This window comes from Rhodococcus sp. IEGM 1409 (assembly GCF_030056735.1).
In the GTDB taxonomy this organism is placed as follows: domain Bacteria; phylum Actinomycetota; class Actinomycetes; order Mycobacteriales; family Mycobacteriaceae; genus Rhodococcus_F.
This window is the reverse complement of sequence record NZ_JASHKN010000001.1, coordinates 1,147,426-1,167,883: the sequence shown is the minus strand read 5'-3', so window position 1 is coordinate 1,167,883 and position 20,458 is coordinate 1,147,426. Positions and strand designations below refer to the sequence as shown.

Below are 20,458 nucleotides of genomic sequence, written 5' to 3'. Positions count from 1 at the left end.
GTTCCTCCGGGGTAGAAGAGTGTGCGGTCATGCCATCAACACGGTGAAACGCCAGTCGAGAACCGGAGTGTGTGGTGCAGAAGCATTGTGGGAGAACACGAGTGAACGCAGCTGCACTGCGGTTCCGTGTTCGAGGGGCGACGAACCTTCGACGTGCAGTTCGCTCGAGAGGGTATCGCCCTCGTGAACGGGTCCGGTGTGATCGCACGAGTGCCACCCGAGAACCGTCACCACGTTGGGCAGTGCGCGAGTTGCCTGGGCGAGTGCAATCCCGATGGTGTGGCCGCCGTAGACGAGGCGACCGTGAGTGCCGACGCGCTCGTCGTGATGCGTAGCTGCGATGTTCAAGCTCAGGCGGGCAAGTTCGGGGGCGCTGGAGACGACGTCGCCGCTGCTGTGGAAGACGGAGCCCACCAAACCTGATTCGAAGTGCTTGCCGGGTACCCGCTCTCGGTACGTGTCGAGGTCCCAGCCGTCAGGTGAGACGTACGGAGCGGGTTCGTGCGGACCGATCGCCCCGAGGTCGTCGGCGTGGCGAGTTCTCGTCTCGATCGGGTCGGGGCTCAGCGGGAGCATGGCGCAGCGGTAGAAGTCGAGGACCGTGTTGCCGTTCTGATCAGCGGACGTCATCCGCAGCGCGGCAAGTCCGGTGGCGGCGCGTCCCGGCTTGGCCGAGTTCTCTCGTAGACCGACCACTTCGGTCCGTGTGTACAGGGTGTCGCCGAGCAGGGGGAAGCGGTGGAAACGCAGTCCGCGGTAGAAGAGGTTCGCCTTGACGTGGTGAGTGACCACGGTGGACTGGCCGATGGCAATGTCGGTGACCAGGCCTGGATGTGCCACTGGTGCAGCGGAACCCGTGATGCTTGCCGACAGATGTGCGTCGAGAGGCAGGCGCATGCGGTCGCCGAGGATCGTCTGGTGGGTCGCGGCGAGTCCACTGGTCAACGTCACCGCGGGGGCTTCGTCGAATACCTGTCCGTGGGTGAGTTCGTCGAAGTACGGTCCTCCTACGTAGTGCTCGCTCATACGGTGACTCCTTCGGCTCGGGCAAGCGTACGACGCGCTGCCACGGCGACTGCTTCGTCGAGCATCTGGCCGTCGAGTTGGGCGGCGCCCGAACCCCGGGTTTCGGCTTCTTCGAGTGCGGTCAATACCCGTCGGGCGTCACTGACGGCGTCCTCCGAAGGGGTGAATGCGTCAGTGGCCGAGTCGATCTGCGCCGGGTGGATGACCCATTTGCCGTCGAATCCGAGAGCGCTGGTCCAGTGCGCAGCGCGTCGGAAAGCGTCGTCGTCGGCGATACCGAGGAAGGGTCCGTCGATTGCTGCGACGCCGGCCGCGCGGCAGGCAATCAGGATTCTGTCCTGAACGGCAAGCCAGTGTTCAGGCAGAGCCGAGTGCGAGCGACCCAGCGCTGCACCGAGATCGGCGTATCCGATGACGGCGGCCTGGAGGCGAGGAGTCGCGCGGGTGATGGAGTCGGCATTCTGGACACCGAGCGGAGTTTCGATCAGTGCTTGCAAGGTGGTGTGGTGCCCGCCTGCAGTCGCGAGGATCTGTTCGGCCTCGAGCAGTTCGTCGGGCGACTCGACCTTCGGGACGATCACGCTGGTCAGTGATTCTCCGAGGGCGCCGCAGGCGATCAGGTCGTCGCGGGCCCACGGCGTGGCCAGGCCGTTGATCCTCACCGAGATGGTGCGCTTCGCACCGAACTCCTGCACCAGCGCGGTGACGAGGGCTCGTGCCAGGTCCTTGTTCGCCGAAGTGACGGCATCTTCTAGGTCGAGGATCACCTCGTCTGCGTTCGAAGAGAGTGCTTTGCGGGCCTTGCGCTCGTCCGAACCCGGTGCGACCAGGGACGCGCGGCGTCTGGTCGAGCGGTAGTGGTTCTCGTCCATGTGTGTCGATTACCTCGATCTGGGGATCAAATGTACGGCCAGTTGTGAAAGTGATGAGCTGCCGTGAACGGCCTTGATGTGCACCGAACTGCCTCGATGCTGGCAGTTGCTGCGTATCCATGTCAAGGAGCGGTATTGACATTGCGCGAACAATATCGAAATATGGCCGTACAAACTTTTTTCAAGTCGAGGCGGATTCATGCTCAAGCTCAACGACGAAGAGACATTCCTGATCGAAACCGTGCGCCGGTTCGTCGACCGAGAGGTCAAGCCCACGGTCCAGGAGGTGGAGCACGCGAACGAGTATCCCGAGAAGTGGATCGATCAGATGAAGCAGATCGGGATCTACGGTCTCGCGATTCCCGAGGAGTACGGCGGATCGCCGGTGTCCATGCCTTGTTATGCGCAGGTGACGCAGGAACTGTCGCGAGGGTGGATGTCCCTGGCGGGAGCGATGGGCGGACACACGGTGGTCGCGAAGCTCATCTCGCTGTTCGGTACGGAAGAGCAGAAGGTGAAATACCTGCCGCGAATGGCAACCGGTGAGATCCGGGCAACCATGGCGCTCACGGAGCCCGGCGGTGGCTCCGATCTGCAGGCCATGACGACCAACGCCAAGAGCGACGGCACAGATCTGGTCGTCAACGGGGCCAAGACGTGGATCACCAATGCCCGACGGTCCGGTGTGATCGCCTTGCTGTGCAAGACCGATCCCAGTGCAAGCCCTCGGCATGCGGGCATCTCGATCGTTCTCGTCGAGCACGGAGAAGGACTGACCGTCTCCCGCGATCTCCCGAAGCTCGGGTACAAGGGCGTCGAGAGTTGTGAACTGTCCTTCGACAACTACCGAATCTCCGAGTCGGCCATTCTCGGTGGCACTCCTGGCAAGGGATTCGGGCAGATGATGAAGGGGCTCGAAACCGGCCGTATCCAGGTGGCCTGCCGTGCACTGGGCGTGGCCACGGCTGCCCTCGAGGATTCGCTTGCCTACGCGCAGCAGCGCGAAAGCTTCGGGCAGCCGATCTGGAAGCACCAGTCGATCGGGAACTACCTCGCCGACATGGCAACCAAGTTGACTGCCGCACGGCAGCTGACGTGGCATGCAGCGCAGATGTACGACAGCGGCGAGCGATGCGACATGGAGGCAGGCATGGCCAAGCTGTACGCCTCCGAGGTGGCAATGGAAATCGCGTTGTCCGCCGTCCGCATCCACGGTGGTTACGGCTACTCGACGGAGTACGACGTCGAGCGGTACTTCCGTGATGCGCCGCTGATGATCGTCGGTGAGGGAACCAACGAAATTCAGCGCAACGTGATCGTTTCGCAGTTGGTTGCCCGCGGCGGTCTGTGACGGCCCGGTGAGCAAGTAGGATCATGTCGCTATGAGCGGTAAGGAAAGAGAGACGGAGCCGGCGTACCAACGCCTCTCTCGTGAGCTTCGTCAGCAGATCTCTGCCGGTACCTACCGCGACGGCATTCAGTTGCCCACCGAATCCGAACTGGCGCAGCATCATGGCGTGAGCCGACAGACCGTCCGCCGAGCCTTTCACGACCTCGTTGCCGAGGGCATCGTGTACCGGGTACCCGGGCGCGGAACGTTCGTGACCGAGAACAGTGGCCGCTATCTCCGTCATCTCGGGTCCATCGAAGATCTCATGAACCTTTCGCGGGATACGACGATGGAAGTAGTCTCACCGCTGCAACGGCGCGTGGACATCGAGGCTGCCAGTCGGCTTCGGCTCGACACCGACGTCGTGTACACCGTGGTCTTTCGGCGGATACACGAAGGGGTTCCGTTCGTTCAGACGACGGCGCACCTGCCGGAGGCGATAGCTCGTCAGATCATCGACCTTCCTGCCATGGCTGCCGGTGCAGTCAGCGCCAACACGGTGATCGGCCTACTGGAACCGCTGATCGACAGTCCGATTGTCGAAGCAGCACAATCGATCACGGTGTCCCCGGCGACGGCGGACGTAGCCAGGGACGTCGATTGCGAGATCGGGCACGCCATGTTGCGGGTGGATCGGTTGTACTCCAACTCGCAGGGCGTCGCCAACGAGTTGTCGGTGAGCTACTTCTTGCCGGAGCAGTACACGTATCGGGTGACACTGCGCCGGGGCGCACATTAGAACTGCGCTCGGGCGCTGTTGCTTTCCTTTGCTGTTCAACACCTTTCAGGAGATAACTATGCGAATTTTCAACGGAATCGACGAAGTAGAGACGGCTGTCGGTGAGCACCTGGGCTACAGCGCGTGGTTCCCGGTCACACAGGATCGGATCGACAAGTTCGCCGACGCCACGGAGGATCACCAGTGGATTCACGTGGATCCCGAGCGCGCAGCTCAGGGTCCTTACGGCGGCACCATTGCCCACGGCTATCTGACCCTGTCGTTGTTGCCGGTGCTCGGCGCTCAGGTGATGCGCGTCGACGGAATTTCCATGACCGTGAACTACGGCAGCAACAAGGTGCGATTCCCCGAACCGGTCAAGGTCGGTTCGTCGGTGAGAGCGGGCGCGGAGATTCTCTCCTTCGAGCGCACGGCGAAGGGCGCGACGATTGTCGTGCGGTACACGATCGAAATCGAAGGAGCGGGCAAACCGGCGCTGGTGGCAGACACCGTGCGCCTGCTGGTTGCCTGAGCCCTTTTCCATTCTTCCAAAGCGAGATTCGAGGTCAGTTGTGAAACGAGCAGCATTGGTCGCGCCGGTCCGAACCGCGGTGGGCCGTTTCGGAGGGGCACTTCGAGACGTGCCGGCGGAAAGTTTGGCCGCCACCGTCGTCAAGGAGACTGTGCGTCGTAGCGGAATCGATCCGTCCCGCATCGACGACGTCGCGATGGGGCAGTCGTACGCCAATTCGGAGGCGCCGTGCATCGGAAGGTGGGCGGCGCTCGAGGCCGGATTGCCCATTTCGGTGGCCGGTTTCCAAACGGATCGCCGATGCGGAACGGGCCTGCAAGCCATCGTGACTGCGGCCATGATGGTCCAGACGGGTGCTGCCGACGTGGTTCTGGCGGGGGGTGTCGAATCGATGAGCGGGATCGAGCATTACACCACCGGAGCGCGGTGGGGTACCAAAGCCGGTGGGCTGCAACTGTTCGACCGCCTCGATCGTGGTCGCGAGCGCTCGCAACCCGAGTGGCGTTTCGGCCGGATCAGCGGAATGATCGAAACGGCCGAGAACGTCGCGACACGCTGCGGGATCAGTCGAGAAGAGTCGGACGCCTTTGCCGTCGACAGTCACCGAAAAGCGACACTGGCAAGAGATTCCGGCCGGTTCGACGCTGAAATCGTCGCCGTCGAACTGAAAGATCGAAAAGGGAACGTCACACAGTTCCGTGCTGACGAGGGGATCCGTGCGGATAGCTCACTCGAAACCTTGGCACGGCTGCGTGCGGTGACCGAGGGCGGGGTCGTGACCGCCGGTAACGCCAGCCAACAGAATGACGCTGCCGCAGCGATGTTGGTGGTCGCCGAGGATCGTCTGGACGAGCTGGGGCTGGAGCCCATCGGGTTCCTCGACAGCTGGGCGGCAGCCGGATGTGAACCGGCGCTGATGGGCCTCGGGCCGGTCGCCGCCGTCTCGAAACTGTTTGCCCGGACGGGCGCAGGCTTCGCCGACTTCGAGCTGGTCGAACTCAACGAAGCGTTTGCGTGTCAGGTTCTCGGCGTCGTGAAGGAATGGGGCTTCGAGGACCTCGATCGCCTGAACGTCAACGGTTCCGGCATCTCGCTCGGGCACCCGGTGGGAGCGACGGGTGCGCGTATGGCGACGACGGCCCTTCACGAACTCGGCCGTCGCGGCGGCGGAAAAGCGCTGTTGACCATGTGCATCGGCGGTGGGCAGGGCATGGCGGCCGTGGTGGAGTCTGCCTGACGAGGTCTCGCTTCTGGGTACACTTGCGGCGGGGATCGGAAGTTCTACGGAGGCAGTCGGTTGACGAATGCAGGTGCAGCAGACACCAGCGGCGCGCTGAGCATCGAGGATGTTCGTCGCGCCAGGGCTGCACTCGAGGGTTTGGACGTCACCAGTTGGTCCGGCCGCTTCGAGCTGCTCTCCGACGCCAACCGTCTGCGTCTGCTGCTCTGCCTTCACCACGCACCGGGTATCTGCGTCACGGATCTGTCCGTAGCGCTGGGGATGAGCGGCACAGCCGTCTCACATGCGCTGCGACTGCTGCGTAGCCAGGGGTGGGTGAGCGCGACGCGCGACGGCCGATCGATGCGATACCAACTGGCAGACGACACCGTTCACCAGTTACTGCATTCGATCGGCGCCACGCATTTTCACGAGGAGCCACACACCCCCGGGCACACGCACAGCTGAGCGGCTCTCAAGGAGTCGCGAAGAACTTCTCGACGGCCGGTGCAGCGTTCGGGTTTCCGTTGGTGATTCCTGCGCCGACTCCGGCAACCGTGCCGATGACTCCACCGACGATGCAGCCGGCGATGAAGTTCGGGAAGATCGACAGGCAGCCGATTCCGACGCCGAGGTTGGCTCCGATGAGCGTCGACTGCAGGCCGCCGTTGTTCCAGCCGGTATTGACCTCGTTGGCCATGGTGTCGAACGCGGCCTGCTTCGGATCGTTACCGGGGAAGAGCATCAACGCCGCCTGGCTGTTCGACTCGGCGGTCGGGGTCAACAGGGGTTGGGACGGATCGAAGCCCGCATTCGGGGGCGCTGCGACGGCAGTGCCTGCTCCGGCGCCGACAGCGGCGACAACGAGAACGGACATCGTGAGAGTTCGGGACAGTTTCATGGGGACGGCCAATCTGTCTGTGTGGAACCGGTCGTGAATGGAGGCGGTGCAGTTCGTTTGCCAGAACTCCACCGTCAGGATCGATCGTGCGGACCTCCTCGGGCACAACGGGACCCGTCGTCTCCGCGCGACGGGCCGTGTTTGGTGGCTACCCGACTCCGTGTGCCCTGAAACCGCCCAGTCTCATTCGTTTTTCGACAACCGTGCGCGCAATTCTTCGACCTCGGTAGTAAGGCGATCGACCTCGGCTTGCAAGGGTTGGCGTGCCAGAGCGAGGGATTCGTCCATTCGTTCCTTGTCGAAGCGAGGCGTGATGTTTCGACTGCAGTTCCAGTCGAACGCTTCGACGTCGATGACGATGGAACGCTGGGCTTTTGCCGTCATGGTGCCCCCGGGTACCCGCAAGAGTTGTTGCAGCAGTTCGGGGTCCTGATCCGCTTCGATCACCTGCGCGCGCCCGTAGAGCTTCAATCTCGTCCGCGTCGGGTAGTCGATGACGAACAGCGAGATGCGATTGTTCTCTTCGAGATTGCCGAGTGTCACGAATTGCTGATTGCCGGGCAGATCGGCGAATCCGATTCGATTCGGACCCAACACATGCAGGAATCCGCGCGGGCCGCCGCGATGTTGGACGTACGGCCAACCGTCCGGCGTCACCGTGGACATGAAGAAGGAATCCACGGATTTCACGAATCCCTGAGCGCGGAAATCGAATTCCATCGGGCCTTCGTCAGGCTGATCGAGTTTCGAACCGTAGACGGTGAAGCTACCGGTCGACCGCTGACGCTCCACCGCAGCGGGTGAAAAGGCGATGTGTGCGTATCGGGTCGACATTTTTTTATCTCCTGGTGCTCAGTGCCAGCGGTGGTCGGCAACGGCAGTTCGCGGACCGAACTTGGGTTTGACGGCTTGGCCGCTGACCTGCAGCAGTCGCACCGCGCGGTATCGATGCGGTTGGAGGGGAGCGAGGTACTGCACCATCTGGGCGTCGTCGATCGGTTCACCCAGCAGCGACCACCCGACGACGGCGGCGAGGTGATAGTCACCGACCGAGAGTGCGTCGGAATCGCCGAAGGCACGCTGAGCCACTTCGGCGGCAGTCCAGATCCCGACGCCGGGCACCGCTCGCAATCGTTTGGTCGCTTCGGCCCTGGAGAACGTGGATGCCTGCTCGAGGCGGTCGGCGACGCGAGCGCACTGAACAATCGTCTTGGACCTTGCGGGATCGACGTTCGCGCGATGGAACTCCCACGACGGCATTCGCCGCCATTGGTCCGCGGTGAGTGGAACTCGCATTCCGTCGGGGGCGGGACCGGGTGGGCGCTCACCGAACTTGGTCAGCAGGCGGCGCCACGCGGCAAATGCGTCGATGCCGTGAACTCGTTGCTCGAGGATCGCGGGAACCAGAGCTTCCATGACGCGGCCGGTGCGGCCGATGCGCAGATGAGGGAAGCGTCGATGGGCTTCGGCGAGCTTGGGATGTTCGGGAGCAAAATCTTCGGCTTCGTCGTCGAGACCGAGCAGCGCTTCGGCGCCGTCCAGTAATTCCGTGGCACCGGGACCCCACGCCTGCACGCGGACCGTGTGCCGATCCGACTGCGTGATGCGGTAGGTCACAGGACCCGAAAGTTGGCGGGAAACTCGCCAGATCGCTCCGTCGGCGGACCGCCGATGTGCGGGGTCGCCGGGTCCGCGCTGATGCGGGCTGAGCGTCAGCGCGGCATCGAGTGGTCGCTGAGAAGTCACCGTGACTTCGTCGACCGGAGATAGCGGCGTCATCGAGGTCAGCGTATCGCCACCGTGCATCCTCCGTTAAGGCGTGTGTCGGTGGCGCAACGTATTGTCCGAGCCATGATCATCGTGAGCACCGACGGATCCTGTCTGCGAAACCCCGGTGGGGCTATCGGCTGGGCGTGGGTCAATCACGAGGGTCCGAGCATGTCCGGCGGAGAAGCGTCCGGCACCAACCAGATTGCCGAGTTGCGTGCCCTCTTCGAGGCCGTCGTCGCGCATCCCGGTGGGGATCCTCTGCTCATCGAATCCGACTCGCAGTACGCCATCAAGTGCGCGTCGGAATGGCTGCCGAGTTGGAAGCGCAAAGGATGGAAGACCGCGAGCGGCGGGGCGGTCAAGAATCTGGAACTGGTGCAGAGCATCGACCGAGCCATCACCGACCGTGTCGGACCGGTGCGCTTCCGCTGGGTGCGCGGTCACGTCGGCAACCACTACAACGAGATGGCAGACAAGTTGGCCGGCGAAGCCGCACGCGCCATCGTCTCGGGGGACATCGCGTCGGTCCCGCTTGCGGCGCCGGTCAAGAAGGAACCGACCGTCGTGAACCCCTCGTACAAAGAGAAGTCCACGACGGCCGAAGAACCGGCAGATCTGTTCACGCTTTTCTGAGCGGTTCAGAAACCGTCGGCAACCTGAACCAGCGCCCGGCCGGTGTATTTGCCTTCGCGCACCTGATCGATCACCGAGACGACGTCGCGGACGGCAACGAGGTTCGTGATCTCCTTCAGATGACGTGGCGCAAGGTCGGAGCCCAGACGGGACCACAGTGCACGACGGGGTTCGATCGGCATCAGTACCGAGTCCATGCCCAGCAGTGAGACTCCGCGGAGAATGAACGGCAGCACCGTCGTGGGCAGAGCGGCGCCACCGGTCAATCCGCTGGCAGCGACAACACCGCCGTAGTTGATCGTGCTCAGTACGTGGGCGAGGGTCTTTCCGCCGACGCAGTCGACGGCCGCAGCCCACTGGGATTTTCCGAGCGGACGGGGCTTGGCGTCGGGATCCTCGGGGAGCCGGCCGATCACCGAAGACGCACCGAGCGATCTCAGAAGGTCTGCCGCACCGGGCTTGCCACTGGAGGCGACCACGTCGAAGCCTGCGCTTGCCAGAAGGTCGACGCTGACTGTGCCGACTCCGCCGCTCGCGCCCGTCACCAGTACCGGACCGTCGGCGGGCTTCACTCCGCTGGCCAGAATGGCTTGGACACTCATGGCGGCGGTGAATCCAGCCGTGCCGATTGCAGCAGCGTCGGCAGTGGAGATGCCGTCGAGCTTCACGACCCACTCGGCAGGCAAACGGGCGATCTCGGCGTAGCCGCCGTTGCGAGCGGTCCCGATCTCGTACCCGTGGGCCACCACCTTGTCGCCGGGGGCGAACGCGTCGGACTCGGAGGCAATGACCTCGCCGGCGACGTCGATGCCGGGGACGATCGGGTAGTCGCGAACCACCCCGCCCTTCGGAGTGACCGCGAGGGCGTCCTTGTAGTTGACGCTCGAATACTCGACGCGAATGGTGACCTCACCTGCGGGGAGAAAGGATTCGTCGACGGTTTCGGGGGCGAAGTCGATGGTGCCGTCGCTGTCGCGGGCGACCCAGGCGTTGAAGGTAGTCATAGGTCGAACATAAAGGCCTTCGGCCCTGTGCGCCTTTTTGGTAGTGCGGACTACCAAAAAGGCGCACAGGGGCGGAGCCCCTAGATCAAGCTGCCCTCATGCACCGCTCGATCGAAAGCCGGCAGCGGACCACCCGCGCGCAGGGTCGTCGCCAACGCAGGATCGGCGAGATGGAGACGGCCGATCGCGATCAGATCGAACTCACCCCTGCCGATTCGCTCCTCGAGTTGCGGGATATTGTCCACCACGGGTGCAACGCCTTCGATGCGACTGTCGCGCAGTGACTTTCCGATCCCGACGCTACCGACAGCCATCGTGACGGCGCCGGTCAGCTTTTTCGCCCAACCGGCCAGTGAGAGGTCGCTGCCTTCGAAGGCCGGGATGTCGAAACGCCTGATACTGGCGTCGAGGACGTCGACCCCGGCGTCGACCAGCGCACCCAGGATGACACCCAACTCCTCGGGAGTTTCCGCGATCTTCGCGGTGAAATCCTGCTGCTTGTGCTGCGAGAAACGGTAGATGATCGGCAGATCCGGGCCGATTACCGCGCGGATTGCAGCGACGACGGCAGCCGGGAACTTGGTACGACGCTCGAGATCGCCGCCCCACGCGTCGTCGCGCTGGTTGGTGCCCTCCCAGAAGAAGGAATCGAGGAGGTAGCCGTGACCGCCGTGGATCGCGATACCGTCGAAGCCGAGTTCGACAGCATGCTTTGCGCTGCGGACATAGGCGTCGATGACGTCCTGGATGTCCTGCTCGGTCATGGCTTCGGTGCTCGCCTGCGCTCGCTCGACGTAGGCAGCGGAGTACGAGGTGACGCCGAGCGGACCCCATTCACCGGAGGGTCGCATCGGCTTGAGTGATGGGTCCATCTGCGTCATCGCGCCCCACAGCGGTCCGACGTGCCAGAGCTGAGGCACGATCTTGCCGCCCGCCGCGTGCACGTCGTCGACGACCTTGCGCCATCCGGCCTGCGCAGCGGGGTCGTGGAGGTTGGGGACGTCGGCGTGATCGACAGCGGTCTCGTGATCGATCGCGACGCCTTCGGTGACGATCAGCCCGGTGCCGCCCTCAGCACGTCGGCGGTAGTAGTCGGCAACGTCGCGGCCGGGCACGCCCTCGATGGAGTACGTGCGCGTCATCGGCGACATGACTATGCGGTTGGACAATTCGAGCGAACGGATGCGGAGCGGTTGGAACAGCGGGTTGGTCACTTCGTCACAGCGCTTTCATGAATCGGAAGAATCCGGGGTCCTGGTCGACACGGAGCCGCGTGAGAGTTCGGTAGCTGATCAGCCACTTACCGTCCTCCTTGCGGTATTCCTCTTGGTAATGGCCGTAGCCGTGCAGGTGCAGTTCCTTCTCGCCGTCGTTCCACCACAGCATGTCCTCCATTGCCCAGATACCGGTTGCGGTGGTGGGCGAGGTCAGCACGATTTCGGGGGTGTGTGCGTGGTGCGCTGTGGTGAGGGGGATGTCGCCGTCGAGCATGTTCCGAATTGCTGCGGTGAGCTTGTCGATTCCCACTACCTGGTTCGAGGTGTCACAGGTCTTGGGTTGCTTGTCTGTCGGGAGTCCGCCCCACGTCTCGCTGACGACGTCTGCGGTGTGCAGGGTTGGGTAGACGTGCCACTGCTTGGTGTCCATGCAGCGTAGGCGCGCGGCGAAGACACGCTTGATTTCCTCGATGGCGAGCAGTTCCTCGACGGCACTGATCGACTCCACTTCGGACTCGGTCTGAGACATTCAACCTCCAACAGTGATCGGCAATATGGGTTCACATTCGGGTGCTCGGGTCAGGCCGTCAACGACCTGTCCCGGTGAGCGCGACGGCACTCGGTATGGTCGAGCGAACGAAAGGGGTGTCAGACGTGTGTACCGAAGAGGTCCCATCGACCGGACCGGAAGAGATTGCCGAGGTTCGGGCTTTCTGGCGCGAGTTGGGTGTTCCGGGCGTGATCGACGTCCATACCCATTTCATGCCGAAGAGCGTCATGGACAAGGTGTGGGGCTACTTCGATTCCGCGGGACCGATGATCGGTCGACCATGGCCCATCGCCTACCGGCTTGCCGAGGAGGAACGGGTACACCGTCTCCGCGAGTTCGGCGTCCGGGCTTTCACGTCGATGATCTACCCCCACAAGCACGCGATGGCCGAATGGCTCAACCAGTGGGCCGTCGAATTTGCCGCGCAGACACCTGATTGCCTGCACACGGCCACGTTCTATCCCGAGGAGTCGGCGGCGTCGTACGTCGGCAAGGCGTTGGAGTCGGGCGCGCGAATCTTCAAGTCCCACATCCAGGTCGGCAGTTACGATCCGAACGATCCTCTGCTCGACAAGGTCTGGGGTCAGCTCGAGGACTCCGAGACGCCCATCGTGATTCACTGTGGTTCGGGACCGGCCCCGGGGGAGTACACGGGGCCCGATCGCATCGCTTCGCTGCTGGCACGGTACCCGCGCCTGCCGTTGATCGTCGCGCACATGGGGATGCCCGAGTACAGCGACTTCCTCGATCTTGCAGAGGCTTACGGCAACGTCCGCCTGGATACGACCATGGCGTTCACCGACTTCACGGAAGAGCAGTGCGCCTTCCCGAAAGCCGATGTTTCTCGGCTCGTCGACATGCAGGACCGGATTCTGTTCGGTAGCGACTTTCCGAACATTCCGTACCCGTATCTCACTGCCTTGCAGGCGGTTACGCGCTTCGATCTCGGTGACGAGTGGTTACGAGCTGTTGTGCACGACAACGCTGCCAAGCTCTTCTCGGTGAGCTGAGCCCACCGAGAGGAACTTCGACTCAGCGGAGTTTGATGCTGCCGCCGTCGGCCATCAACGTCTGACCCGTCATGTACTTGGAGTCCTCGCTCGCCAGGAACACCACGACGGGAGCGATGTCGGTTTCGGGATCACCGATGCGTCCGAGAGGTACCTTGGCGACGGATGCGGCCGCGCGCTCGGGGAAGGCTTCCTGCCACTTGACGACGCCTTCGGTGGCGGCGAACGGGCAGACCACGTTGACCCGAATGCCCTCTGGCGCCCACTCGTTGGCGACGACGCGCGTCAGGCCTCGCACAGCTTCCTTGGCTGCCGCGTAGGACGTCTGGGTGGGCATGCCGTCCAGGCCGGAGCCCGACGCGAAGTTGACGACCGAACCCTTGGTCTTCGCGAGTTCGTCGTGGCACGCCTGCATCAGGTGGACGACAGGGTAGAAGCCGGTGTTGAAGGACAGGTCGAACATGTCCTGCGTGGTTTCGAGCAACGGAGCCTGCCGGGACGCGTGAGCGTTGTTCACCAGGATGTCGAGCTTGCCGAAAGCCTCGAGCGCGGCGTCACGGATCTGCTCGGCAGAACCTGCGGCAGCAAGGTCGACGTTCAGGAATTTGCCGGCCCCGGCCAGTTCCTCCTCGAGTGCCTGGCCCTGCTCGTCGTTGATGTCGACGAACAGGACCTTCGCGCCTTCACGAGCGAAGACTCGGGTGATGGCACGACCGATTCCACCGGCGCCGCCGGTGACGATCGCTACCTTGCCGTTCAACCTCATGAAAACGCTCCTCTTCGTAGGTGCTGCTTAAACTGTTGCGGTCTCGTCGACTGCAAGGGCAATCTTTTCGAGGCCGGCGATGCTGTAGGCGGCGTAGGTCTCGTACGGTCCGCGGCCTGAGAAGTAGGACGAGAGCTGGCCACCGAGCTCTTCGACGGTGAACGCGGATCCGGCTGCGTCGAAACGATTCTCGACCTTGGGTGCTTCCATCAACGCCACCATCTTGCCGTAGACGACAAAGACCTGGCCGTTGATCTCGTCGGAATCGGGGGATGCGAGGTAGCTGACCAGGGTCGCGACGCGCTCGGGTGCAAGCGGATCGAGACCGCTTACGCCGGTGTTGTTCTCGCCGAAGGCTTCTGCCGTCATGGCAGTGCGGGCACGGGGGCAGATCGCGTTGGTGCGGACGCCGTAGCGGGAGAGGCCTGCTGCGCTCGAGAGCGTCAGAGCGGTGATACCGGCCTTGGCTGCCGAGTAGTTGGGCTGTCCGGCGCTGCCGAAGAGAAAGGCCTCGGAAGAGGTGTTGATGATGCGGCCGTAGACCGGTGCGTCGGCTGCCTTGCTGGCTGCACGCCAGTGGACCGCGGCCGCGTGCGAGGTGGCGGCGTGACCCTTGAGGTGCACGCGGATGACGTCGTCCCAATCGGATTCGGTCAGGTTGAAGATCATCTTGTCGCGCAGGATGCCTGCATTGTTGACGAGGATGTCGAAGGATCCGAAGTTCTTGACAGCTTCTTCGATGATGCGCCCGCCGAGCGACCAGTCGGAGACGTCGCCGGTGATGGCGAGCGCCTGTCCACCTGCGGCCTTGATCTCGTCGACCACGTCGTTGGCCGCTGCACCCATGTCGTTGACGATGACGGCTGCGCCGGCAGCGGCGAGTCCGAGTGCCTCGGCGCGACCCAGTCCGGCACCGGCGCCGGTGACGGCGGCAACTTTGCCTTCCAAGCTCAGTGATTGCGTCATGTCGTGCTCCTTCGATCCGGGCTGGCGGTAGATTCAGTGAAAATTAGTATTCATTCTAATTTGAAGTCGAGAGTTCGGTCGTCGTTCCGAAAAAATCATTTCAGCAAAATCGGAATTAGTTCTAGTTTTGAACACAATTCTGGCCATCTGAGGGGCAGTCCCACTCAGCGGGAGCGGTGATCTGGGTCACGAGCCGTGCATGTCACCTTGGGTCGACGCGGCGATCCCACCGCGTACGCGCTTGCGTCACCACCGATCCGCTCAGTTCCTGGCCGCATTCGTCGGCGCCAGGATCAGATAGTTCTCACCGGAAACGCAGTACGGTCGGCCCCGAATTCACCGGGCCGGACATCAAGGAAGGCACCAGCAGTGTCACTGAATTTGGCAGATCTGTACGAGGGCATTTCGGATCTGATTCCGGACCGCACGGCACTCGTGTGCGATGGGCGTCGTCGTACCTACGTCGAACTGGACGAGGGATCCAATCGCATCGCCCGCCACCTGGCGAGTGTCGGTGTCGGGCCGGGCGACCACGTCGCTCTGCACATGCGCAACAGCATCGAGTTCGTCGAAAGTTTGCTCGGTTGCCTCAAGATCCGCGCCGTCCCGATCAACGTCAACTATCGCTACGTCGACGCCGAACTGACCTACCTGTACAACGATTCGCAGTCGGTAGCGCTGATCGTGGACGAGGAGTTCGTTCCCGTCGTGGAGACGGTTCTCCCGGCCGTGCCTGGCATCGAACACGTCGTTGTCGTCGGGGAGTCGGCGGTCCGAGATGTCGAAGGCGTCGACGTCGTTCGATATGCCGACGCTGCCGCGGAGCAACCCGCTACTCGTGATTTCGCGCCTCGCAGCAACGACGACCTGTTTGTCATCTACACCGGCGGCACCACCGGAATGCCCAAGGGCGTCATGTGGCGTCATGAAGACTTCTACTTCGCGGCACTCACCGGCGGAAATCCTTTCGGTCCGCCGCACACCACCGCTGACGCTCTGTATGCCGCGGTACCGAACGTTCCCGCGATGAACATGCTCAGCACTGCACCCCTGATGCACGGCGCGGCGTCGTACTCGCTGTTCACCGGATTCTTCATGGGCGCCAACGCAATTCTCATGGCGCGATTCGACGCGAAGTCGACACTGCAGCTCGCCGGGAGTGAGAAGGCCGTCTCCATCACCGTCGTCGGAGACGCGATGGCTCGTCCGCTTGCAGACGAATTGGCGGCAAACGCAGCAGATTACGACCTCAGTACGGTCGGAATGATCTCGTCGGGCGGAGCGTTGTTCTCGCTCTCACTGCGCGAGCAGTTCAAGTCCATACTCCCGAACCTGGTGATTCGCGACGGATTCGGCTCCTCGGAGTCGGGCGTCGACGGCAATCTCGAGATCGGCGAAGACGGACTGATGCGCATCGCCGCTCGCGACGAGACCCGCGTCGTGGACGAACGGATGCGGGCGCTCGCGCCGGGATCTCCCGAGACCGGGCACATCGCTCGCAGTGGTCACGTGCCGGTCGGTTACTTCAATGATCCGGTCAAGACCGCGGCTACGTTCCCGGTGATCGACGGAGTGCGGATGTCCGTACTCGGCGACGTCGGGCGCGTGGAAGCCGACGGCTCGATCGTCCTGCTGGGGCGTGGTTCTCAGTGCATCAACACCGGCGGGGAGAAGGTGTACCCCGAAGAGGTCGAACAGGCACTCAAGAGTCACCCGGCAGTGCTCGACGCTCTGGTCGCGGGAATTCCGGATGCGAAGTTCGGTGAGCGCGTCGCTGCGGTCATCACGACCCGCGAAGGTTTCGACGTCCCGGACGCTGCCGAGATCGGTGAGCATTGCGCGTTGCAGGTCGCTCGGTACAAGGTGCCGCGCACTGTTGTCAGTGTGCCGTCGATCAGGCGTTCACCCAGCGGAAAGGCCGACTATCGCTGGGCCAAGGCCACTCTCGCCGAACAAGCCTCCTAATCGGCCGGAGTCATCCAGCGCGTTTGTGAGGGACGCGTTGGGTGGCCCTGGCACTCTAGCCTGTCACCGTCAGAACCAGCAGAGCGACGTTGAGCGCAACGATCAAGCCCGCCGCAACCCATGCCGCGACGGTCGTGAGCGGGGCATTGCGAGCGTCGCCCATGAGTTCGGGGTCCGAGGTCATACGCACCAACGGGATGATCGCGAAGGGGATGCACAGGCTCAAGACCACCTGGCTGAGTACGAGTGCGAGAGTCGGATCGACGCCCAGTGCGAGAACGATCAGCGCCGGGATGAGAGTGACGATTCGGCGCGTGATCACCGGAATGCGAATGGCCAGAAGGCCATGCATGATTTCGGCGCCGGCCGCGCAGCCCACGGAGGTCGACGCGAGTCCGGAGGCGAGGAGTCCGATCGCGAATACGACGGCCACACCCGGGCCGAGTGAGTTCTCGATCGCGGCATGTGCGCCGTCGATGGTGTCGGTGCCGGGTACTCCGCGCAGTGCCGACGCGGCCAGGAGCAGCATGCCGATGTTCACGCCACCGGCGATGATCAACGCGACGACGACATCCCAACGCGTGACCTTGAGTAGTCGCTGCAATCGTGGCCCAGGTTTGATGTGGCCGTGGCGATCTCGTGCCAACGCGGAGTGTAGGTAGATCGCGTGCGGCATGACCGTGGCGCCGAGCATGCTGGCGGCGAGCAGTACGGTTTCGGTTCCTTCGAAGCGGGGGACCAGTCCGGCGACGGCTTCGCTACCGGATACGTCGGTGAAGGCGAGCCCGGTCAGGAAGCCGATCGTGATGATGGCCAGCAATCCCATGACCACGAACTCGAAAGTGCGCTGTCCGCGCCGACTTTGGATCGTCAGGATCACCATCGACACGCAACCGGTGATCAGCCCGCCGAAGAAGAGCGGGACGTTGAAGAGCAGGTTGAGTGCGATGGCGCCGCCGATGACTTCGGCCACGTCGGTTGCGATCGCCATCATCTCGGCCTGGAGCCAGAACGCGCGACGGTTGTTCTTACGCAGGCGCTGACCCAGCATTTCGGGCAGGGATCTGCCGGAGACCAGTCCGAGTTTCGCGGACAGATACTGCACCAGGACGGCCATCGCGTTGGCGAGTACCAGCACCCAGATGAGGAGGTAGCCGTACTTCGCGCCGGCGGTGAGGTTGGCGGCGACGTTGCCCGGATCGACGTACGCGATGGCCGCGACGAACGCCGGACCGAGCAGGGCGATGGATCTCCCTGTCGGTCGTCGGCGCGGAGTCGTCGGCTCTTGCGTACTGGTGCTCATCGGTCTCCTGGTCGCACGTACTCGGACCTGCCGGTTCGATTATGTGAACTATAGAGTTCGGGCAGCCAAACTTTCAACCGCTGTGCGCGGTTAGTGACCGCAGAGACTCCCTAACCGCGCACAGGGGTTAGGGAGTCACCCCGGCGGCGAGGAGAGCGCGGGCCTCGGGGCGGCCGTCGAGGAGGGCGTTGGTGCGCAACTCGACCTTCCACTCGCCGTCTGTCTTGATCAGCTCCCAGCGGTTTGCGGTGATGCGGAGGACCTTGAATCCAGTCGGGTTCTCGGGATCCTTGATGACCAACTGCGAATGGCAGGTAGCGACGGCCTTGTTGCCGTCGATGCGGACGTGCGCGGGCGTCATCATGTGCGCCGCGCCGTTCATGATCCAGTTCTGGTGAGAGGCGCTGTGAACCATGGCCCGCAGTTCGCCGCGGCCGTGCATCGCGCCGGTGTCGACGTCGTAGACACCGTCCTCGAGCCACAGGTTCGCGACCTCGTCGGCTGATCCGCTGTCGACGGCAGGGCTGTACGTGGTCAGCAGTTCGGAGATCGCGAGCTTGTCCTCGAGCAATTCGACTCGGGCGAGCAGGGATTCGATCAGGGCGGTCGAGTCGGTCATCGGTACGTCCTTTGCATTGGAATGTCGGCGAGTCAGGAAGTGGTGAAACAGAAGCCCTCGGCGAGGGCGATTCGGTGAAGTTCTTCGAGTTGTTCGCAGTAGTGCTCGACGCTTCGAGCGCCGATCGAGCAACTAGCTATGGTCGCCCCGGCGTCGCGGACGCGAGTCAAGGCGCGAAGGGTGGATTCGCGCTTGCCGAGGGGATCGAGCGGCGCACCGGCGGGAAGCACCACGTCGAATCCGTCGGGGAGCGTCGTGGCGTCGAGCATTTCCTTCAGTTCGGAGAATCGCAGCCCGAACGGCACCCACCCGTCGCCGTGTGTGGTGGCCCGGCGCAGCGATCTCTTGGACCGGCCGCCGATCCACAGGGGCACACGTTTCTGGACGGCATGGGGTTCGACGACAAATCCGGAGTAGTCGTAGAACTCGCCGTGATACTCCGGAGTCGGCGTCGACAGCGATGCCCGAAGTGCGGCCAAGGCATCGTCAGCGCGCGCTCCTCGGTCGGCAAACGGAGCATTTATGAGATCGAATTCTTGTTTCACTGTCCCCACCCCGAGGCCGAGTATCAGGCGTCCGTTGCTGACGCGATCAAGCGTTCCGTAACGCTTGGCGATCTCGAGGGGGTGGTGGTAGCCCAACACCAGCACCTGCGTCGCCAGCAGGATTCGTGACGTACGTGCGGCGAGAAAACCGAGGGTGGCGAGCGGATCCCAGTAGGTTCCGCCACGTTCGGTGGCCATCTCTTCTGGAACCGCCACGTGTTCACTGCAGGTCAGATGGTGGAAACCGAGTCGATCCGCCGCGGCAGCCACTGTGGCGATCTCGTCGATGTCAGCACTTGCCTCCCACTCCGAGCGCGTGCTCGGGTGCTGAATCAGGACCGGCGTGACGATTCCCAGGTGCATCGGGCGTTTATAGCCCTCCCGCTCATGCGGCGGCAGGTGAATTACCGCTGATCGGGATCGAAAAGGTTGATTCACTTTCCAGAAACTGTGACCTGGGTTATAGTCGGTAGAATCAATTCCAGTTTTCGGGAGGCGTCCATGACCATTGTTGACATGAACGACACACTGTCCACCGTCCAGACCGACGCCGGGCAACCCAAGAAGGATCTGCCGCCGTCGATGGTCGAGCGGATGACACTGATTCTCGACGCCTTCGACGGCCGCGCCGCACGGCTGACGCTGGAAGAGGTCGCGTGCCGCACTCAGTTGCCGCGGTCCACCGTCCACCGCATTCTCGATCAGCTCGTCAAGCTGGACTGGGTTGATCACGCGTCGTTCGGCTACTGTCTCGGGCGCCGTGCACTCGGCCTCGGTGGTGGCGACGGCGGCCACAGCCAGATCCGCGAAGCCGCAGCACCGCTTCTGCACGAGCTGCACCTGCAGACCGGCATGGTTGTTCATCTGTCGGTGCTCGACGGGCGCGAGAGCGTCTACCTCGACAAGGTCGGCGGTCGGTTCGCCGCGGCTCTGCCGTCCCGCGTCGGCGGCCGAGTACTCGCCCATTCGACGGCCGGCGGCAAGGCGATGCTGGCGTGGATCGACCCCGAGCGTGTCGACGCTCTGTTCGGGTCGGCTCTTCCCCGCTGCACCGAGAACACGATCACCGACGTCGCGGTGCTCCATCAAGAACTGAACCGGATCCGTCAGCGTCGGGGACTGGCCTTCGAGCGCGGTGAGTCGGCGCGTGGGGTCGCTTGTGTGGCGTCGGCAATTCGCGGACACGAGGGGCCTGTCGGCAGCATCGCGTTGTGTGGGGACATGCGGACCGCTCAGCTCGAGCGCGTTGCTCCGCTGGTCGTCGACGCGGCTCGCGAGGTCTCGCGCACGCTGTACCCCGAACTGGGCGCTCCCCGGCGTGGACGCAAAACCCCTCCCGTTCCGACCAATACGTTCTCGGCCGAGACGATGGATCGCCTGCTGGCAGCGTCGTCCGACCACTGGATCTGACGTATTTTGATCGACTTGTCTCGCTGATCGGGACGAGTCATA

The 20,458-nt window shown here is 63.3% G+C and carries 22 protein-coding genes; 9 read left to right on the top strand and 13 right to left on the bottom strand.

The features are described from left to right. Window positions 1–27: 27 nt before the first annotated feature. Together QM716_RS05770 and QM716_RS05765 are read right to left on the bottom strand one after the other, a co-directional pair. Window positions 28–1,026: a MaoC family dehydratase gene (locus tag QM716_RS05770; protein WP_283302949.1), complete on the bottom strand. Its 999-nt coding sequence runs from the start codon at window positions 1,024–1,026 to the stop codon at window positions 28–30. Next, window positions 1,023–1,898, bottom strand: a complete 876-nt coding sequence (locus QM716_RS05765) for an HpcH/HpaI aldolase/citrate lyase family protein (RefSeq protein ID WP_283302948.1) — start codon at window positions 1,896–1,898, stop codon at window positions 1,023–1,025. Before QM716_RS05765 ends, QM716_RS05770 begins: the two co-directional genes overlap by 4 nt. Before the next feature lie 199 nt (window positions 1,899–2,097). Here QM716_RS05765 and QM716_RS05760 point away from each other — a divergent pair, with 199 nt between their 5' ends. The 5 genes from QM716_RS05760 to QM716_RS05740 are packed head-to-tail and all read left to right on the top strand — an operon-like array spanning window position 2,098 to window position 6,225. Then, complete coding sequence (locus tag QM716_RS05760; protein ID WP_003940468.1) at window positions 2,098–3,249, top strand: acyl-CoA dehydrogenase family protein; 1,152 nt, start codon at window positions 2,098–2,100, stop codon at window positions 3,247–3,249. A gap of 31 nt (window positions 3,250–3,280) precedes the next feature. Further along, window positions 3,281–4,027 carry a GntR family transcriptional regulator gene (locus QM716_RS05755; RefSeq protein WP_283302945.1) on the top strand — a complete coding sequence of 249 codons (747 nt, stop codon included), beginning with the start codon at window positions 3,281–3,283 and terminating at the stop codon, window positions 4,025–4,027. A 58-nt stretch (window positions 4,028–4,085) separates the two neighbouring features. After that, window positions 4,086–4,538: a MaoC family dehydratase gene (locus QM716_RS05750; protein ID WP_283302944.1), complete on the top strand. Its 453-nt coding sequence runs from the start codon at window positions 4,086–4,088 to the stop codon at window positions 4,536–4,538. 40 nt (window positions 4,539–4,578) lie between these two features. Then, on the top strand, window positions 4,579–5,775 hold the full coding sequence (locus QM716_RS05745; protein ID WP_283302942.1) for an acetyl-CoA C-acetyltransferase: 1,197 nt from the start codon (window positions 4,579–4,581) through the stop codon (window positions 5,773–5,775). Between the two features lie 60 nt (window positions 5,776–5,835). Continuing rightward, window positions 5,836–6,225 (top strand): ArsR/SmtB family transcription factor, encoded by a 390-nt coding sequence (locus tag QM716_RS05740; protein WP_283302940.1) that lies wholly within the window; start codon window positions 5,836–5,838, stop codon window positions 6,223–6,225. A 7-nt stretch (window positions 6,226–6,232) separates the two neighbouring features. On the opposite strand, the gene QM716_RS05735 is transcribed toward QM716_RS05740, so the two are convergent. The 3 genes from QM716_RS05735 to QM716_RS05725 all read right to left on the bottom strand — a co-directional run bounded on the left by QM716_RS05735 (window position 6,233) and on the right by QM716_RS05725 (window position 8,464). Further along, window positions 6,233–6,730 (bottom strand): hypothetical protein, encoded by a 498-nt coding sequence (locus tag QM716_RS05735; protein ID WP_283302938.1) that lies wholly within the window; start codon window positions 6,728–6,730, stop codon window positions 6,233–6,235. 111 nt (window positions 6,731–6,841) lie between these two features. After that, the gene (locus QM716_RS05730; protein WP_283302936.1) at window positions 6,842–7,492 is read right to left on the bottom strand and encodes a pyridoxamine 5'-phosphate oxidase family protein; all 651 of its coding nucleotides are present in this window, start codon (window positions 7,490–7,492) and stop codon (window positions 6,842–6,844) included. Between the two features lie 18 nt (window positions 7,493–7,510). Further along, the gene (locus tag QM716_RS05725; RefSeq protein WP_283302934.1) at window positions 7,511–8,464 is read right to left on the bottom strand and encodes a DNA-3-methyladenine glycosylase family protein; all 954 of its coding nucleotides are present in this window, start codon (window positions 8,462–8,464) and stop codon (window positions 7,511–7,513) included. Between the two features lie 45 nt (window positions 8,465–8,509). On the opposite strand from QM716_RS05725, the gene QM716_RS05720 reads away from it, so the two are divergent. Beyond that, window positions 8,510–9,061, top strand: a complete 552-nt coding sequence (locus tag QM716_RS05720; protein ID WP_283302932.1) for a ribonuclease H family protein — start codon at window positions 8,510–8,512, stop codon at window positions 9,059–9,061. Between the two features lie 5 nt (window positions 9,062–9,066). Here the strand turns inward: QM716_RS05720 and QM716_RS05715 are convergent, their stop codons facing one another. The 3 genes from QM716_RS05715 to QM716_RS05705 form a co-directional block, all read right to left on the bottom strand. Beyond that, entirely contained in the window at window positions 9,067–10,065 is a 999-nt protein-coding gene (locus tag QM716_RS05715) for an acrylyl-CoA reductase family protein (RefSeq protein WP_283302930.1), read from the bottom strand. An 80-nt stretch (window positions 10,066–10,145) separates the two neighbouring features. Continuing rightward, window positions 10,146–11,279 (bottom strand): oxidoreductase, encoded by a 1,134-nt coding sequence (locus QM716_RS05710; protein WP_283302928.1) that lies wholly within the window; start codon window positions 11,277–11,279, stop codon window positions 10,146–10,148. Between the two features lie 4 nt (window positions 11,280–11,283). Next, window positions 11,284–11,811, bottom strand: coding sequence for a nuclear transport factor 2 family protein (locus tag QM716_RS05705; protein ID WP_283302927.1), 528 nt, complete (start codon window positions 11,809–11,811; stop codon window positions 11,284–11,286). A gap of 125 nt (window positions 11,812–11,936) precedes the next feature. Here QM716_RS05705 and QM716_RS05700 point away from each other — a divergent pair, with 125 nt between their 5' ends. Beyond that, a complete protein-coding gene (locus QM716_RS05700) occupies window positions 11,937–12,842 on the top strand; it encodes an amidohydrolase family protein (protein ID WP_283302925.1) in 906 nt (301 codons plus the stop codon). Window positions 12,843–12,864: 22 nt separating this feature from the next. Here the strand turns inward: QM716_RS05700 and QM716_RS05695 are convergent, their stop codons facing one another. Both QM716_RS05695 and QM716_RS05690 read right to left on the bottom strand, forming a co-directional pair. Beyond that, window positions 12,865–13,608 (bottom strand): SDR family NAD(P)-dependent oxidoreductase, encoded by a 744-nt coding sequence (locus QM716_RS05695; protein ID WP_283302923.1) that lies wholly within the window; start codon window positions 13,606–13,608, stop codon window positions 12,865–12,867. 27 nt (window positions 13,609–13,635) lie between these two features. Continuing rightward, window positions 13,636–14,574: a 3-oxoacyl-ACP reductase gene (locus tag QM716_RS05690; RefSeq protein WP_230815229.1), complete on the bottom strand. Its 939-nt coding sequence runs from the start codon at window positions 14,572–14,574 to the stop codon at window positions 13,636–13,638. A gap of 369 nt (window positions 14,575–14,943) precedes the next feature. Between QM716_RS05690 and QM716_RS05685 the strand changes: the two genes are divergently transcribed. Further along, window positions 14,944–16,539 (top strand): acyl-CoA synthetase, encoded by a 1,596-nt coding sequence (locus QM716_RS05685; protein WP_283302920.1) that lies wholly within the window; start codon window positions 14,944–14,946, stop codon window positions 16,537–16,539. A gap of 55 nt (window positions 16,540–16,594) precedes the next feature. Here the strand turns inward: QM716_RS05685 and QM716_RS05680 are convergent, their stop codons facing one another. The 3 genes from QM716_RS05680 to QM716_RS05670 form a co-directional block, all read right to left on the bottom strand. After that, complete coding sequence (locus tag QM716_RS05680; protein ID WP_283302918.1) at window positions 16,595–17,842, bottom strand: Nramp family divalent metal transporter; 1,248 nt, start codon at window positions 17,840–17,842, stop codon at window positions 16,595–16,597. Between the two features lie 127 nt (window positions 17,843–17,969). Beyond that, window positions 17,970–18,461, bottom strand: coding sequence for a nuclear transport factor 2 family protein (locus QM716_RS05675; RefSeq protein WP_283302917.1), 492 nt, complete (start codon window positions 18,459–18,461; stop codon window positions 17,970–17,972). A gap of 32 nt (window positions 18,462–18,493) precedes the next feature. Further along, a complete protein-coding gene (locus tag QM716_RS05670) occupies window positions 18,494–19,369 on the bottom strand; it encodes a TIGR03619 family F420-dependent LLM class oxidoreductase (protein WP_283302916.1) in 876 nt (291 codons plus the stop codon). Between the two features lie 138 nt (window positions 19,370–19,507). Here QM716_RS05670 and QM716_RS05665 point away from each other — a divergent pair, with 138 nt between their 5' ends. Then, window positions 19,508–20,416: an IclR family transcriptional regulator gene (locus tag QM716_RS05665; RefSeq protein WP_283302915.1), complete on the top strand. Its 909-nt coding sequence runs from the start codon at window positions 19,508–19,510 to the stop codon at window positions 20,414–20,416. Window positions 20,417–20,458: the final 42 nt, after the last annotated feature.